General features: G+C 65.6%; 10 protein-coding genes. 6 read left to right on the forward strand and 4 right to left on the reverse strand.

Annotated elements, in window-relative coordinates; translation table 11 throughout:
* Positions 1–45: 45 nt before the first annotated feature.
* The 4 genes from ACGVWT_RS09080 (at position 46) to ACGVWT_RS09095 (ending at position 8,182) form a co-directional block, all read left to right on the forward strand.
* Entirely contained in the window at positions 46–246 is a 201-nt protein-coding gene (locus ACGVWT_RS09080) for a DUF2093 domain-containing protein (RefSeq protein WP_315460836.1), read from the forward strand.
* Positions 243–1,085 carry a M23 family metallopeptidase gene (locus ACGVWT_RS09085; protein ID WP_315460835.1) on the forward strand — a complete coding sequence of 281 codons (843 nt, stop codon included), beginning with the start codon at positions 243–245 and terminating at the stop codon, positions 1,083–1,085. Before ACGVWT_RS09080 ends, ACGVWT_RS09085 begins: the two co-directional genes overlap by 4 nt.
* Before the next feature lie 555 nt (positions 1,086–1,640).
* On the forward strand, positions 1,641–4,715 hold the full coding sequence (locus tag ACGVWT_RS09090) for a TonB-dependent receptor domain-containing protein (protein WP_315460834.1): 3,075 nt from the start codon (positions 1,641–1,643) through the stop codon (positions 4,713–4,715).
* 365 nt (positions 4,716–5,080) lie between these two features.
* Positions 5,081–8,182 carry a TonB-dependent receptor domain-containing protein gene (locus ACGVWT_RS09095; protein ID WP_315471934.1) on the forward strand — a complete coding sequence of 1,034 codons (3,102 nt, stop codon included), beginning with the start codon at positions 5,081–5,083 and terminating at the stop codon, positions 8,180–8,182.
* A gap of 56 nt (positions 8,183–8,238) precedes the next feature.
* Here ACGVWT_RS09095 and clpB read toward each other — a convergent pair whose 3' ends face one another.
* Complete coding sequence (gene clpB, locus ACGVWT_RS09100; protein WP_315460832.1) at positions 8,239–10,818, reverse strand: ATP-dependent chaperone ClpB; 2,580 nt, start codon at positions 10,816–10,818, stop codon at positions 8,239–8,241.
* Between the two features lie 155 nt (positions 10,819–10,973).
* On the opposite strand from clpB, the gene ACGVWT_RS09105 reads away from it, so the two are divergent.
* Both ACGVWT_RS09105 and ACGVWT_RS09110 read left to right on the forward strand, forming a co-directional pair.
* Positions 10,974–13,808, forward strand: coding sequence for a pitrilysin family protein (locus tag ACGVWT_RS09105; RefSeq protein WP_315460831.1), 2,835 nt, complete (start codon positions 10,974–10,976; stop codon positions 13,806–13,808).
* Positions 13,809–13,820: 12 nt separating this feature from the next.
* Positions 13,821–14,120, forward strand: a complete 300-nt coding sequence (locus ACGVWT_RS09110) for a hypothetical protein (protein WP_315460830.1) — start codon at positions 13,821–13,823, stop codon at positions 14,118–14,120.
* A gap of 225 nt (positions 14,121–14,345) precedes the next feature.
* On the opposite strand, the gene ACGVWT_RS09115 is transcribed toward ACGVWT_RS09110, so the two are convergent.
* The 3 genes from ACGVWT_RS09115 to purE form a co-directional block, all read right to left on the reverse strand.
* Positions 14,346–14,756 (reverse strand): type II toxin-antitoxin system PemK/MazF family toxin, encoded by a 411-nt coding sequence (locus tag ACGVWT_RS09115; RefSeq protein WP_315460829.1) that lies wholly within the window; start codon positions 14,754–14,756, stop codon positions 14,346–14,348.
* Between the two features lie 67 nt (positions 14,757–14,823).
* Positions 14,824–15,891, reverse strand: a complete 1,068-nt coding sequence (locus ACGVWT_RS09120; RefSeq protein WP_315460828.1) for a 5-(carboxyamino)imidazole ribonucleotide synthase — start codon at positions 15,889–15,891, stop codon at positions 14,824–14,826.
* The gene (purE, locus tag ACGVWT_RS09125) at positions 15,891–16,373 is read right to left on the reverse strand and encodes a 5-(carboxyamino)imidazole ribonucleotide mutase (RefSeq protein WP_116460308.1); all 483 of its coding nucleotides are present in this window, start codon (positions 16,371–16,373) and stop codon (positions 15,891–15,893) included. The genes ACGVWT_RS09120 and purE overlap by 1 nt, the downstream gene beginning before the upstream one ends.
* Positions 16,374–16,375: the final 2 nt, after the last annotated feature.

Consider the following 16,375-nt stretch of genomic DNA (forward strand, 5'->3'; position numbering starts at 1 on the left):
TGACATCCGCGCCCTGAGATTCGGGCTCTGACAGGAACACAAGACATGCTCGTTTCCAATTCCGACCGGCCCGCGCGGCTGCACTATATGGCCAATGGCTTTCGGGTGCTGTCGCCCGGCGACCATGTGACCTGCGCGGTGAGCGGGGCGCGCGTGCCGATCGACCTGCTGCGCTATTGGAGCGTCGCCAAGCAGGAAGCCTATGCGACCGCCGCGATCGCCAGCGAGGCGATGCGTCCGCAATGAGGCGCTGGCTGGCGGTGGCACTGGCGGCGTCGGGCGCGACGGGCGTTGCGCTGGCCCAGACCCCGCCCGCGACGTCTGCCGCGTTCCGCTGGAATGGCGTGCCGACGCAAGGGGGCCTGATCGCCGGTCAGGCGCCCGTCGGCACCATATCGGTTACGCTCGATGGCAAGCCGCTGACGGTGGCGCCGGATGGGCGGGTCATCGTCGGCTTTGACCGGGACGCGGGCCCTTCCGCGACGCTCGACGCGACGCTGGCTGATGGACGCCACGTCGTGCAGTTGCTCGCTGTCGCGCCGCGCGCGTGGCGGATCGAGCGGCTCAATACCCTTCCACGCTTTCCGGCGCCCGATCCGGTGATGGCGCAGCTGCGCCCGCCCGAACTCGCTCAGATCGCCGCGGCACGCGCGATCGAGACCGACGCGCAGGGGTGGCGGCAGCGGTTCGTCTGGCCGGCGATCGGCCGCATTTCAGGCTGGTTCGGGTCGCAGCGCGTCTATCGCGGCGAGCCGGGCGCCTATCATTCGGGTACCGACGTCGCGCTCCCAGTCGGCGCGCCCGTCGTCGCGCCGGCGGACGGCGTCGTGATCCTGGCCGCAGACCATCCCTTCACGCTGGAGGGCAATCTGCTGATGATCGACCATGGCATGGGGCTGAACAGCGCGTTCCTGCATCTGTCGCGTATCAATGTGGCGGTGGGCGATCACGTCCGGCAGGGACAGGTGATCGGCGCGGTCGGCAAGACCGGGCGCGCGACCGGTCCCCACCTGCACTGGAGCCTGCGCTGGCGCGATGCGCGCCTCGACCCGATGCTCGTCGCGGGGGCGATGCCGGCAAAGTAAGCCGGTTTTTTCACGATCGGACGATGGCGCGCGCGCTCGCAGGGCGCGGCAGTGGAGCCGCGTGACGCACAGGCAGGGCATAGTAGGTGTCCTATCCTTTTCGACTAGGACATGGCGGGGAGTGGCGGTCAGGCGGCGACCAAACCAGGCCATTAGGTCAGCATGCGGACAACTGGTCCCAAGGAGCAGGCGCAGGCTGAGAGGACCGGACGATGTGGGTGCTTCGCCACACGTAGCGACATAAACCTATGATAAAAAGCCGTTTCGGAACAAATTGCCCGACCGGTGAACCATGATGCCTGTCGGTGCGTTCTGCCCGTCGCCGGGCAGGATTCTCGCTTCGTCCCGCCTTGCAGGGCAGTCATTGTGTCATTTCGGCGACACCAGCGCGCAAAGATGGAGCGCGGATGAATGACGGCTTTACACCCCAAATACGTGAACGCATTCCTGTCCCATGTCCTTTGGAAGCCGAATGCGGCTTGAGGGGGCTTGGCCATGCCTGGAACCGGCACCGTCACAACGGGCCGACACATCCGGGTCAAGCGAGGGAAGACGATGACCACGATGTACCGCTTTACGCGAAAGGCGGCCCTGCTCGCCGCCGCGACGCCGTTCGTGCTGCTGTCCGCCGGCGTCGCCGCGGCGCAGACCACTCCGGCTCCGCAGCCGACCACCGATTCGTCGGATCAGACCGCTGCCGCTGCACCGCAGACCCCGGAACAGCCGCAGGAACAGTCGACCGGCAACGACATCGTCGTCACCGGCTCGATCATCCGCGGCGCCGATGCCGGCCCGTCGCCGGTCAGCACGATCACGACCGAGAACCTCGACGTGCGCGGCATCAACACCGTGCAGGCGGGCATCCAGGCGCTGTCGTCGAACAATGGCCCGGCGCTGACCAATTCGTTCACCGCCAACGGCGCGTTCGCTTCGGGCGCATCGTCGGTGTCGCTGCGCGGCCTGTCGACCAACTCGACGCTGGTGCTGTTCGACGGCCTGCGCGCCGCTTACTATCCGCTGTCGGATGACGGTTCGCGCAACTTCGTCGACCTCAACACTATCCCGGACGACATCGTCGAGCGCGTCGACGTGCTGCGCGACGGCGCCTCGTCCAGCTATGGCGCGGACGCGATCGCGGGCGTGGTCAACATCATCACCAAGCGCTCGTTCCAGGGCATCGCCGGCCGCGTCGAAGCGGGCATCGCGGAGCGTGGCTATAACGCCAACCAGCGTCTGTCGCTGACCGCCGGCACCGGCGATCTCGATGAGAAGGGCTATAACGCCTATATCAGCGGCTTCTATTACCGCAGCGAGGGCGTGAAGGCGTCGTCGCTGCCGGCGCCGTACAATTCGAGCGACGAGCGCAGCCTGTGCAGCAACCGCACCGGCACCACGGTGTGCGGCCCGAACAACATCGCCAACAGCGTCGGCCCGAACGGCACGCTGCCCGGCTTCTCGATCGGCACCGGCAACTTCTACGTCCGTCCTGCCGATGCGACCAACACGACCGCGCTGGGCCGTTACCAGTTCCTGAACCCGGCGCTGGGCTGCGTCGTCGGCACGCCGTACAACCTGACCGCGACCGACCTCGCCAACAACCCGACCGCACCGGGCACCGTCTGCCAGGTCGACACCCAGAACCTGTACGGCAACGTGACCCCGGACATCGAACGCTTCGGCGGTTCGGCGAAGTTCACCGCCAAGGTCGGCGACACGTCGGAAGCCTATTTCCAGGTCAACTTCCAGCAGTCGACGTCGAGCTACACGGGCGTTCCGGCGACGATCCGCGCCAACGCACCGGCGGGCATCCTCTTCCCGCAATATTCGACCTCGCAGGGCCCGACGCCGTCGATCGATCCGCGTTCGGCGATCCTGGCGCTGCCGGTCTACATCTGCCCGCGCGGCACCACCGCGGCCTGCACCGCGGCGAACGGCACGCTCAACCCGAACAACCCGTTCGCGGGGCTGGGCCAGGTGGCGCGCATCGTCGGCACGCTCGCCAACGAGCGTGAGTTCAACGAGACCCGCAGCCGCGTCTATCGCGCCGCGATGGGCATCAACGGCACCGTGTTCGGCGACGTCGACTATCGCGTCGATGCCACCGCGATGCACACCGACCTGCGTCGTCGCACCGACGGCTACGTCTACATCCAGCACCTGCTCGATGTGATCAACGACGGCAGCTACAACTTCATCAACCCTGGCCAGAACAGCCAGGCGGTGCGCGACTATCTGACGCCGCAGTTCATCAACAACAGCTCGTCGGATCTGTACCAGGCGCAGTTCACCTTGGGTAAGGCGCTGATGGCGCTGCCGGGTGGCGACCTGCGCGTGGCGCTCGGTGGCTCGATCTTCTACGAAGCGGTCGACGCCCCCAGCGGCAACCCGGACACCAACGGCCCGACGCAGCGCTATTTCCGTCTGAACGCCTTCGGCACCAGCGGCAACCGCACCGTCACCTCGGCGTTCGGCGAAATCAACGCGCCGATCCTCGACCAGCTGACGCTGAACGCCTCGGGCCGCTACGACCATTATTCGACCGGTCAGAGCGCCTTCTCGCCGAAGTTCGGCGCGATCTTCAACCCGATCCGTCAGGTCACCGTGCGTGGCACCTATTCGCGCGGCTTCCGCATCCCCTCGTTCGGCGAGGCGAATGCCCTGCCGACGACGGGTTACGTGACGCAGCAGCTGTCGAGCATCCCGGCCGCGTTCCTGGCGCAGTACACCAACCGCGGTTCGACCACGCCGTGTTCGGTCGCGGCACCGACCGCCTGCTCGTCGTACATCACGGCCTATTCGATCGGTCAGACCACGTTGGCATCGCCGAACCTGCAGCCTGAAAAGTCGCGCAGCTTCACCGCCGGCATCAAGTTCGAGCCGATCCGCAGCCTGTCGTTCACGGTCGATTACTACAACATCCGCAAGACCGGCGCGATCACCACGCCGGATCTGTCGCCGGCGATCGCGGCCTATTATGCGGGCAACGCGATCCCCGCCGGGTTCGACGTCATCGCCGACGCGGTCGACGTCAACAACCCGACCGCCAAGCCCAAGATCGCGTTCGTCCGCTCGCAGCTGATCAACGCGCAGACGATCAAGTCGGAAGGCATCGATTTCGGCGCCAACGGCTTCGTCAACTTCGGCGGCGTGAAGTGGACCACGGCGCTGAACGCCAGCCTCATCCTGGAGCTGAGCACCACCGTCGATGGCGTGCGCCAGACCTATGTCGACACGCTCGGCAACTTCAACCTGACGGCCGGTTCGGGCACGTTCGAGTGGAAGGGCAACTGGGCCAACACGTTCGACTTTGGCGATTTCGCGCTGACCGGCACCGTCAACTACACGTCGGGCTACGACCTGTCGGCGATGGACCAGGGCGATGCGTACAAGGACTGCGGTCAGGCACCGGCCTATTCGGGATGCCGCGTGAAGAGCTACATCACGGCGGATGCAAACGCGACGTTCCGCGTGAACGACAAGTTCTCGTTCTACGTGAACGTCCTGAACGTCTTCAATCGCCTGCCTCCGATCGATCCGGTCACCTACGGTGCGTATCTGTACAACGCCGTCCAGGGCGGCGACGGCATCTTTGGCCGCCAGTATCGCGCGGGCGTGAAGTTCGGTTTCTAAACGCGATTGTTCCGCCCCTAGCGAAGGGGCGGCGACTCAAGGACGGGGCGGCTCTGCGGAGTCGCCCCTTTTTTGTGTGCTTTGAAGTGGCAGCATTGCTGTACAAAAAAGAAGCGGGCGCCTTCCTGCCGCTGCAAAAAGCGGCACCCGTCCGGTTGAATAGGAGAAACGGGGCCGCAAACGTGGCATTTTTGCTACAGGCTCGGCTAAACGTATCTTAGTCCGGATCGGTCTGTTTACAGCTGAAATGTGTCGGATCATTTCTGTCCCATGTCGTTCCTGCGTCGCTTGGCGGCGAAGGGAGGGCGCAGCAGCCTTTGTCCAGCGATCTTCGGGGGAGCGGGCTGGGGCAAGCAAAAGGGACCATGATGACAGCTTTCACCCGTTCGACGCGCAAGGCCGCGCTGCTTGCAGCCGTGACGCCGTTCGCGCTTTTGTACGCCGGCACGGCTTCGGCTCAGGCCACGACGGATACGACGACGGCCGCGGATGCGACCGCTGCGGCAGCGCAGACGTCGCAGGATACGCCGGCGAGCGGCGCTGACATCATCGTTACCGGATCGATCGTCCGTAATCCGGCTGCGGCAACGGCCTCGCCGGTCATCTCCGTGTCGGCGCAGGACCTACAGAATCGCGGCGTCACGACGGTCGCCGACGCGTTGCAGCTGCTGACCGCCAACAATGCCGGTACCGTGCCGCCGAGCTGGTCGTCGTTCGGCTTTGCGACGGGTGCAAGCTCGCCATCGCTGCGCGGTTTGAACAATGCCTATACGCTGACCCTGTTCGACGGCCTGCGCACCGCACCATTCCCGCTCGCCGACGACGGTTATCGCAACTTCGTCGACATCAATACGATTCCCGGCTCGGTGGTCGATCGCATCGATACGCTGCTCGACGGCGCGTCGGCGACCTACGGTTCGGACGCGATCGCGGGCGTCGTCAACGTCATCATCAAGCGGCAAGTCACTGGCGTGCATCTCAACGCCTCGGCCGGTATCTCGCAGCGCGGCGATAACGGCGAGCAGCGGATCAGCGGCACGGCGGGCTATGGCGATCTCGATAGCCAGGGCTTCAACGTCTACGTCAATGGCGAGTACCAGAAGAGCGACCCGCTATTCCTGCGCAACCGCGGCTACCCGTTCAATACCGCCGACCAGAGCCGCATCTGCGGCACCACGGCGCAGGGCTGTCTGACCAACGGCATCCGTAATGGTATCCAGTACGATGGTACCTATAACGGCTTCCAATCAACTCGTGTGCCCTTCGTCCGTCCGTACGATCCGACCACGGGTGCCTCGCTTGGTGGCTATCAGCTGCTGAACCCGGCACTCGGCTGCCAAGGCTTGCAGGCGCATACGATCACCGCGGCGGAACGCGCTGCGTCGGCTGCCGCTGACAATCCTATTGCTGGTTCGACCCCGGCCACGGTCTGCCAGGAAGATCTGGTCAACGAATATCGCGCGTACAATTCGAATATCGAGCGCAAGGGTGCGACGATCCGGGCGACGGGTCGCCTCGGCGCGGACACCGAAGTCTACGCGATGTTCAACTATTACAACACAACGACCAGCGATAATAATTCCGGTCCGCAGGGCTTTACGGGTCAGACGGCTGCTGGCGGCCTTCAGGCGACCGTCAGCAGCATCCTGCTGCCGGCCTATGTCTGCGCCGGCGGCGTGGGATCGATCGGCACAGTCGGCGGCCTGACCAATGCAATCGTCGCCAATGGCTGCACCGCAGCCAACGGCACGCTGAACCCGAACAACCCGTTCGCGGCTCAGGGGCAGCTCGCGCGCCTCGTCGCATTGCCCCAGACGACGCGGAACACCTCGACCAACACCAAGACGTATCGCTTCTCGGCGGGCATCAATGGTGTGTTCGGCGATGGTTTCAATTACAACGTGGCAGCCACGGCCTCGAAGGTCACCCTTCAGACGATCAACAACGGCTACATTTATCTTCAAGGCCTGTTGAACGCTATCGCGCAAGGTACGTATAACTTCGTCGACCAGACGCAGAATACGGCGGCGCAGACGGCACAGGTGTTCCCGGAGAACCGTAACACCTCGTTCTCGAAGCTGGGTCAGGTCCAGGCATCGGTGAACAAGGACCTGTTCACGCTGCCGGGCGGTCGCTTCAACGTCGCCGTCATCGGCGGGTATCGGCATGAAGAGATCAACAATCCGAGTGCGAACCCGGCCAACAACGTCAATCCGAACGCACGCTATTTCGGCATCAATGCGGTGGGTGTATCGGGCAAACGCGACGTCTGGTCGGCTGGTTACGAAATCACCGCACCGATCCTCGATTCGCTGAAGGTCAAGGCCGAAGGATCGTACGATCATTATTCGACCGGCCAGAGCCGCTTTTCGCCGAAGTTCGAGGCGGAATTCCGGCCGATCGAACAGATCAAGCTGCGCGGCACCTATTCGCGCGGTTTCCGTATCCCGAGCTTCAGCGAGTCGTTCGCGCTGCCGACCACCGGCTATGTTAACGCGACGATCAACTGCGCGTCGGCCACCTACGCCGCGTTCTGCGCGGCGCATAAGAGCAACCCGTCCTACTATCAGGGCGGCTATTCCTATGGCCTGACGTCAAGCGGCAATGCGAACCTGAAGCCCGAAACGACCGAAGGCTTCACGGGCGGTGTCGTGCTGACGCCGGTGCGCAACGTCACCTTCACGGTCGATTATTATCAGACCAAGATCAACAACGTGATCATCGCGGCGCAGGTCAGCGCGGATCAGATCACGCAATACTACACCAACAACGGCCAAGTGACGGCGCCGGGTATCACGCTGACGCCGGGCGTTGCCGACCAGCAGAATCCGAACGCGTTGCCGCTGCTCGGCTTCGCAAGCGGGTCATACAAGAATGCCGATACCTATCTTGTTCGCGGCATTGACTTCTCGGCAAGCGTAAACTTCCCGATCACCGCGGACGTCAAGTGGGTCTCCACTGCGAATGCGTCGCACCTACTGCGCCTGCAGCAGACGCTAGAGGACGGTACGGTACAGCGTTATGATGGGACACTCGGCCCCTGTAACATCTCGTCTTGCTCGGGTGCGCCGAAATGGCGTGCGTCGTGGCAGAACACGTTGGACTTCAATGGCCGCGGCAACGTCAGTCTGACGTCCTATTACACCAGCAGCTATTCGTCTGTCGCAACCGACTCGCTCGGCATCTATGGTGATTGTGCAGGTAGCGCCGCAACGGGGCAGCTGGTCAGCTACAACAACGGCGATCCGGTGCAGTGCCGGTCGAAGTCGGTGTTCTACATGGACGGCCACGCCGAGATTAAGGTGCAGGACAAGTTCACCTTCTATCTCGACGTAAAGAACCTGCTCGACAGGAAGCCGTCGTACGATCCGAACGCGGCATACGGCCTGTATCAGTTCAACCCGGCGTGGGGCGACAGCCTGTTCATCGGGCGCTACTTCCGCTTCGGCGCTAAGGTCGATTTCTAAACCGACCGCTAGACAAAAAATGGGGCGGCTTCCGCGAGGAGGCCGCCCCTTTTTGTTTACGCTACATCCAGCACCAGCTTTCCATCTCCCTCATCCACCTTCACCGTCGATCCGTCCTTCACTTCGCCCCGCAGGATCGCCTCGGCGAGGGGGTCCTGGAGGTGGCGTTGGACAGCGCGGCGGAGGGGGCGGGCGCCGTAGACCGGGTCGTAGCCGACTCGGCCGAGCCATTCGCGTGCCGCATCCGTCAGCTCCAGCCCGATCTTGCGATCCGCCAACAGCTTCGCGACGCGGGCGACCTGGATGTCGACGATCGGGCCCATGTGGCTTTGCCCCAGGCGGTGGAAGAGGATGATCTCGTCCAGCCGGTTGAGGAATTCCGGGCGGAAGTGGGCGCGGACGATCTCCATCACCTGCGGTTCGACGCTGTCGACCGACTGGCCATCCTCGAGGTTCGCCAGATACTGGCTGCCGAGGTTGGACGTCAGGATGATGATCGTGTTGCTGAAATCGACGGTGCGTCCCTGACCGTCGGTCAGGCGGCCGTCGTCGAGCACCTGCAACAGCACGTTGAAGACGTCGCCGTGCGCCTTCTCCACCTCGTCGAACAGCACGACCTGATAGGGCCGGCGCCGCACCGCTTCGGTCAGCACGCCGCCTTCCTCATAGCCGACATAGCCGGGAGGCGCGCCGATCAGGCGGGCGACGGCGTGCTTCTCCATGAATTCGCTCATGTCGATGCGCACCATCGCGGCGGGATCGTCGAACAGGAATTCGGCGAGCGCCTTGGTGAGTTCGGTCTTGCCGACGCCCGTCGGCCCGAGGAACAGGAAGCTGCCCAGAGGCCGGTTCGGGTCCTGTAGACCCGCGCGGGCGCGGCGGACGGCGGTGGAGACGGCACGCACCGCATCGGACTGGCCGATGACGCGGGCGCCGAGTACCTCCTCCATCTTGAGCAGCTTTTCGCGCTCGCCTTCCAGCATGCGGTCGACGGGAACGCCGGTCCAGCGGCTGACGACGCCGGCGATGTCGTCGGCGGTGACTTCCTCGCGCAGCATCGCGCCCTGGGTGGCGCCCTGCGCTTCGGCGAGCTGCTTTTCGAGCGCGGGGATGCGGCCATAGGAGAGCTCGCCCGCCTTGGCGAGGTCGCCGCCGCGCTGCGCCTGCTCGAGTTCGAGCCGCGCGGCGTCGAGCTGTTCCTTGAGCTTGGCTTCGCCGGCGATCTTGTCCTTTTCCGCCTGCCAGCGCGTGGTCAGTTCGGCCGATTGCTGTTCGAGGTTGGCGAGTTCGCCCTCCAGCGTTTCGAGCCGATCGACGCTGGCCGCATCGGTTTCGCGGCGCAGGCCCTCGCGCTCGATTTTCAGGCGCAGAATGCGGCGATCGAGGCTTTCGATCTCCTCAGGCTTCGACTCCACCTCCATGCGGATGCGGCTGGCGGCCTCGTCCATCAGGTCGATCGCCTTGTCGGGCAGGAAGCGGTCGGTGATGTAGCGGTTGGACAGGGTTGCCGCGGACACGAGCGCGCCGTCGGTGATCCGCACCCCGTGGTGCATCTCATATTTGTCCTTCAGGCCGCGCAGGATGCTGATCGTATCCTCGACCGTCGGTTCGCCGACGAACACGGGCTGGAAGCGGCGCTGGAGCGCGGGGTCCTTCTCGACGTATTTCCGATATTCGTCGAGCGTGGTCGCGCCGACGCAATGCAGTTCGCCGCGGGCGAGCGCGGGCTTGAGCAGATTGCCCGCATCCATCGCGCCGTCCGATTTGCCGGCGCCGATCAGCTGGTGCATCTCGTCGATGAACAGGATGATGTCGCCCTCGGCGCCCTTCACCTCGTCGATGACGCCCTTCAGCCGTTCTTCGAACTCGCCGCGATATTTCGCGCCTGCGATGAGCGCGCCCATGTCGAGCGCCATCAGCGTCTTGTCCTTCAGGCCATCGGGCACGTCGCCATTGGCGATGCGCAGCGCGAGGCCTTCGACGATCGCGGTCTTGCCGACGCCGGGTTCGCCGATGAGGACGGGATTGTTCTTGGTACGGCGCGCGAGCACCTGGATGGTGCGGCGGATTTCCTCGTCGCGACCGATCACGGGGTCGAGCTTGCCGTCGCGCGCCGCCTGGGTCAGGTCGCGCGCGAACTTCTTGAGCGCGTCGTAGCGATCCTCTGCCGAGGCGGTGTCGGCGGTACGGCCGCCGCGCAGGTCGTTGATCGCGGCGTTCAGCCCCTCGGCAGTGACGCCGGCGGTTTTGAGTGCCTTGCCCGCGGCGGTGGTCTGCGCGAGCGCGAGGGCGAGCAGCAGCCGTTCGACGGTGACGTAGCTGTCGCCCGCTTTCTGCGCGACCTGTTCGGCCGAATCGAGGACGCGGACGGTATCGTTGTCGAGACCGGGCGTCTGTTGCGCGCCCGAGCCGCTGACCGCGGGAATCTTCGCGAGCGCGGCGTCGGTGTCCGCGGTGGCGCGGCGCGCGTCGCCGCCGGCCGCCTGGATCAGTCCGGCGGCCATGCCCTGCTCGTCCTCGAGCAGCGCCTTCAACAGATGTTCGGGCGCAATCCGCTGATGGTTCATCCGGATCGCGACGGTTTGCGCCGATTGCAGAAAGCCCTTGGCGCGGTCGGTAAACTTTTCGAGGTTCATCACTTACCCCTTCCTAACTGGGCAGGAATGTAGTGTTGCCTTTGTGCAACACAATAGTCGTCGATGGTTTCATCCGACACCGCTTGCCAGTTGTCGGGGCGCGGCTATGCTCGCCGCCGTTCACGTCCATTACGGGACGCTCTCGGGGGGATTGCATGACGACGATCAAATTTGCCGCGCTGGCCGGGGCCGCGACGCTTGCGCTTGCGATGCCCGCCGTCGCGCAGACCACGCCCGCAGCGGTGAAGGCCGCGCCGGTGTCGGCGCTGGTGAAGGAAGTAAACATTCCCTACCAGCAGTTCACGCTGAAGAACGGGCTGCGCGTGATCGTCCACACCGATCGCAAGGCGCCGGTCGTCGCGGTCAGCGTATGGTATGACGTCGGGTCGAAGCACGAGCCGCAGGGTTCGACCGGCTTCGCGCATCTGTTCGAACATCTGATGTTCAACGGATCGGAAAATGCCCCGGGCGATTTCTTCGCGCCGCTGAAGCAGATCGGCGCGACCGACCTTAACGGCACGACCTATTTCGATCGCACCAATTATTTCGAGACGGTGCCGACCGGCGCGCTGGACCGTGCGCTGTTCCTGGAAAGCGATCGCATGGGCTATCTGCTCGGCGCGATCACGCAAGGCGTGCTCGATGAGCAGCGCGGCGTCGTCCAGAACGAAAAGCGCCAGGGCGACAACCGCCCCTACGGGCTGCTCGATTATGCGGTGACCGAGGGGCTGTTCCCGACGACGCATCCGTACGGCCACGACACGATCGGTTCGATGGCGGACCTCGACGCCGCCAGCCTGGAGACGGTGAAGAACTGGTTCCGCAGCCATTACGGCCCGAACAATGCGGTGCTGGTGCTGTCGGGCGACATCGATGCCGCGACCGCCAAGCCGCTGGTCGAAAAGTATTTCGGCGCCATCAAGCCGGGCCCCAAGAGCGAATTGCCGGTTGCGCCGGTGGTCACGCTGCCCGCGGCGAAGACGGTGACGCTGAAGGACCGCGTCGCCGCGACGATGCTGTCGCGCAACTGGGCGGTGCCGGGCCTGAACGACAAGGACAGCGCGGGGCTGGACGTCGCGGCGGGCGTGCTGGGCGGCATGGCCTCGTCGCGCTTCGCCAACGAGCTGGTGCGCAAGGAAAAGCTGTTCACGCAGCTGAGCGCCGACAACAGCGACTTCGCGCAGATCGGCGTGTTCTCGATCAACGGGCTGGTGCGGCCGGGCGTCGATCCGGCGGTTGCGGCACAGCGGCTGGACGCGGTGATCGCGGACTTCCTGCGCACCGGGCCGACCGCGGACGAGGTGTCGCGCTATGTCACCGCGACGATCTCGGCGCGGCTGCGCAGCCTGGAATCGGTGAACGGCAAGGCATCGGTGCTGGCGGAGGGCGCGCTCTATTCGAACGATCCGGGCTTCTACAAGAAGGAGCTGGCCGAGCTCGCCGCGCAAACGCCGGCAAGCGTGAAGGCCGCGGCGGACAAGTGGCTGAGCCGTCCGGTGCTGGCGGTGAACGTCGTCCCCGGCGCCCGCGACGCCTACGCCGAAGCCAAGGTGCCGCCGAAGGTGGACGTCGTCGCAGCCCCGACGCAGCCCGCCAAGGGCACGCGCGGCGCGATGCCCGGCGTGGGCGCGATCACCGGCCTCACCTTCCCGAAGATCGAGCGGGCGCGGCTGAAGAACGGCATCGAAATCGTCTATGCGCAGCGCAGCGCGCTGCCGGTGACGCAGGCGGTGATGAGCTTCGATGCAGGCTATGCGTCGGACGTGCCCGACAAGCTGGGCACGCAACTCGTCGCGCTGATGATGATGGACGAGGGCACCGACCGTTACGACGCCAACGCGCTCGCCGAGGCGCGCGAGCGGCTGGGCATGCAGCTGAGCGCCGGTGCCAGCAACGATCGCAGCACGCTGTTCATGGGCGTGCCGAGCGCGAACCTGAACGGTGCGCTCGACCTGTTCGCGGAAGTCGCGCGGCACCCGACCTATGCCGATGCCGAGGTCGCGCGCTTCAAGGCGCAGCAGGTTGCCGGCATCCAGCAGGAGCTGACCAATCCCGGCGCGCTTGCGGCGCGGATGACGACGCGGCTGCTCGCGGCGGGTACGCCCTATGCCAAGGCGCAGGGCTCCGGCGATCCGGTGGCGGTGGCATCGCTGACGCCCACCGATCTGCGCCGCTTCGAACAGGCTTGGCTGCGCCCCGAAAAGGCGAAGATCTTCGTCGTCTCCGACCGGCCGCTGGGCGAGGTGAAGGCGGCGCTCGACGCGCGGTTCGGCGACTGGCAGGGCACGGGCACGCCCGGCACCAAGACGTTCGGCGGTGCGCAGCCGCCGCTGACCCCGCGCATCGTGCTGGTCGATCGCCCGGACAGCCCGCAGTCGATCGTCGTCGGTGCGCAGCGCACCGGGCTGAAGGGCACGGATGACCTGCTGGCGCTCAACACCGTGAACGACGCGCTCGGCGGCAGCTTCCTCAGTCGCTTCAACATGGATCTGCGCGAAGAGAAGCACTGGTCCTATGGCGCCGGCGGGCGGTTCCAGGTGTCCGAATATGCTGCGCCTTATGTGATGCAGGCAGGCGTGCAGGCGGACAAGACCGGCCCGTCGGTCGCGTCGGCGCGCGAGGACGTGACGCAGTTCGTCACGACCAAGCCGATGACCGAAACCGAATATGGCCTGGCGATCAACGGCGCGATCCTGCAGCTGCCCGGCCAGTTCCAGACCTCGCAGGCGGTGCTCGGCGCGATGCAGACCAACGACCTGCTGAAGCGTCCCGACGATTATTACGCGACGCTGCCGACGCGGCTGCGCGCGCTGACGCTGCCCGAATTGCGCAGCGCGGCGGCGCAGACGATCAAGCCGGGCCAGTTCAGCTGGATCGTGGTCGGCGATGCGGCCAAGGTGAAGCCGCAGCTTGACACGTTGGGCCTGCCGGTCGAGGTCATCCCGGCAAGCGCGGTGGCCAATGTAACCCCCTCCACCACCGCGAAATAAGGAGAGACGCGCATGGCCGATGTCGATGGCAGCTGGGATTGCACCGTAAAGTCGCCGCTGGGCGATCAAAATCTGACGTTGACCGTCCAGAGCGACGGCAGCAGCTTCACCGGCACCGCTTCGGGCGCGATGGGCTCGAGCGACGTGTCGGGCGAGGTATCGGGCAACACGATCCGCTGGAAGCAGCAGATGACCGTGCCGATGCCGATGACGCTCGACTGCGAAGCGACCGCCGAGGGCGACACGCTAACCGGCACCGTCGGCGCGGGCGCGTTCGGCAGCTTCCCGCTGAACGGCAAGCGCACCGGCTGATTGCGCGGTTCGTTAGGGTAACGGGCGGCCCGTCTTCCGAAGGGAAGGCGGGCCGTTTCGGTTTTTGGTAGGGCCGAAATGATAAACCCCAGTCGGCGGACCGACTGGGGTTTATCGAGCCACTAGCTTGCATCGCCAGAGACCCTGCCGGATCGCTCCGGACTTAAGCCTGATGCCCGGCACACCGGACAGCGCAGGAACCCGCCATATATAGTGCCGTGCGGTTTAAGCTTCAATGACCAGTCCGATAGCAGCGGCCACGGCACGACGCAGGCGATCGACTTGTGCCGGATCGATCTCGATCTGATGATATCGGCGTGCGCCTGTGACGGGGTGTTTGCTGTGCGGAAGATTGAGTCGCGCATATCCCACCGTCGCGACCATATCGCACTTCGCCCAACGCGGGCCGGGGCCCCACGGTTCGGGGATGTCCTCCGGCATCTCGACATGCCAGCTCTCGGTCGGCACCGGCGCGGTGGTGGACAGCGGGACCACCGTCACGAGGTCATTGCGCCGTTTGAGCTTCGGCGAGATCGTCACGGCGAGACGCCGCTTGATCATTTCCGGTGGACGAAAGCCGGTCGAATAGTCGCAGATGACGATCGTACCGGGCTTCGGGTGATACGGGAGGGGCATGGTCTGCGCTATGGTAGCCCATCGCCCGAATCCGGCAATGGCGCCGGTTGATGGCAAGCCGGCGAATCTACTGCGCGTTGTTCCGTAGGACCCGCGTCACATGGCCCATCTTGCGCCCTGGTCGGGCGGAGCCCTTGCCGTAGAGGTGGAGGTGGGCGCCGGGCTGGGTGAGGGCCGGTTCCCAAGGATCGTCGCCGATCAGGTTTTCGAGGGTCACCTCCCGCCCCGTCAGCGTCGTGGCGCCGAGGGGGAGGCCGCAGATGGCGCGGATGTGGTTTTCGAATTGCGAGGTGTCGGCGCCTTCGATCGTCCAATGGCCCGAATTGTGGACGCGGGGGGCCATTTCGTTGAACACCGGGCCGTCGCTGCCCACGAAGAATTCGCAGGCAAGGACGCCGACATAGCCGAGTTCGTCGGCGATGCGGCAGGCGAGGGCGGTGGCTTCCTCGGCCTGCGCGACAATCTCGCCCGGTGCGGGGACGGTGGAGGTGCGCAGGATCGCGTCGCGGTGGACGTTGTGCGGCGGATCGTAGCGGACGCTTGCGCCGTCCTGACCGCGGGCGATCAAGATCGAAAATTCGTGGGTGAAGGCGATGAAGCCTTCGAGCACCGCCGGGCCGCCGATGGTCGTCCAGGCTTCGGTCGCGTCGGCGGCGTCGCGGATCACCGCCTGCCCCTTGCCGTCATAGCCGAAGCGCGTGGTCTTGAGGATCGCGGGATAGCCGATGCGATCGAGCGCGGCCATCAGGTCGGCTTCGTTATTCACCGGCGCCCAGGGGGCGGGGCGGCCGCCGACCGTCTCGACGAAGCGCTTTTCGGCGATCCGGTCCTGCGCGACGCGCAGCGCGGCGGGATTGGGGTGGACGGGAACGCGCTGGCTGAGCCATTCGACGGGCGTCACGTCGATATTCTCGAACTCGTACGTCACGACGTCGCAGGCGGCAGCGAAGTCGGCGAGAACGATGCGGTTGTGGTAATCGGCGCGCGTCAGGCTGGAGGCGGTCTGCGCGGCGACGCTTTCGCGATCGGGGGCGAGGACGTGGGTGCGATAGCCCAGTTGCGCGGCGGCGACGGCGAGCATGCGGCCGAGCTGGCCGCCACCGAGGATGCCGATCGTCGAACCGGGGGGCAGCATCAGGCGGGCTCATCCGCGACGGCGTCGGTCTGGCGCTGGCGCCAGGCCTGCAATCGCTGCGACAGCGCGGGGTCGTTGATCGCGAGGATCGCGGCGGCGAGCAGGCCGGCGTTGGTCGCCCCCGCCTTGCCGATGGCGAGCGTGCCGACGGGGATGCCGGCGGGCATCTGGACGATCGAGAGCAGGCTGTCCTGACCCGACAGGGCCTTGCTCTGAACGGGGACGCCGAGGACGGGAAGATGCGTCATCGCCGCGGCCATGCCCGGCAGATGCGCCGCACCGCCGGCACCGGCGATCACGACCTTCAGGCCGCGGTCTGCGGCGGACTTGGCGTAATCGTACAGGCGATCGGGGGTGCGGTGCGCGGAGACGACCTTGGTCTCATGCGGCACGCCCAGCTCGGCGAGCACGTCGGCGGCGCCGCGCATCGTGTCCCAGTCGGACGTCGAACCCATGATGATGCCGACCAGCGGAGTGTCCATGG

Source organism: Sphingomonas sp. S6 (genome assembly GCF_043498045.1).
Taxonomy (GTDB): Bacteria; Pseudomonadota; Alphaproteobacteria; order Sphingomonadales; family Sphingomonadaceae; genus Sphingomonas.

Coding starts and splice junctions, on each gene's coding strand:
- ACGVWT_RS09080 (WP_315460836.1), top strand. CDS start 46: ATGCTCGTTTCCAATTCCGACCGGCCCGCGCGGCTGCACTATATGGCC.
- ACGVWT_RS09085 (WP_315460835.1), top strand. CDS start 243: ATGAGGCGCTGGCTGGCGGTGGCACTGGCGGCGTCGGGCGCGACGGGC.
- ACGVWT_RS09090 (WP_315460834.1), top strand. CDS start 1,641: ATGACCACGATGTACCGCTTTACGCGAAAGGCGGCCCTGCTCGCCGCC.
- ACGVWT_RS09095 (WP_315471934.1), top strand. CDS start 5,081: ATGATGACAGCTTTCACCCGTTCGACGCGCAAGGCCGCGCTGCTTGCA.
- clpB (WP_315460832.1), bottom strand. CDS start 10,818: ATGAACCTCGAAAAGTTTACCGACCGCGCCAAGGGCTTTCTGCAATCG.
- ACGVWT_RS09105 (WP_315460831.1), top strand. CDS start 10,974: ATGACGACGATCAAATTTGCCGCGCTGGCCGGGGCCGCGACGCTTGCG.
- ACGVWT_RS09110 (WP_315460830.1), top strand. CDS start 13,821: ATGGCCGATGTCGATGGCAGCTGGGATTGCACCGTAAAGTCGCCGCTG.
- ACGVWT_RS09115 (WP_315460829.1), bottom strand. CDS start 14,756: ATGCCCCTCCCGTATCACCCGAAGCCCGGTACGATCGTCATCTGCGAC.
- ACGVWT_RS09120 (WP_315460828.1), bottom strand. CDS start 15,891: ATGCTGCCCCCCGGTTCGACGATCGGCATCCTCGGTGGCGGCCAGCTC.
- purE (WP_116460308.1), bottom strand. CDS start 16,373: ATGGACACTCCGCTGGTCGGCATCATCATGGGTTCGACGTCCGACTGG.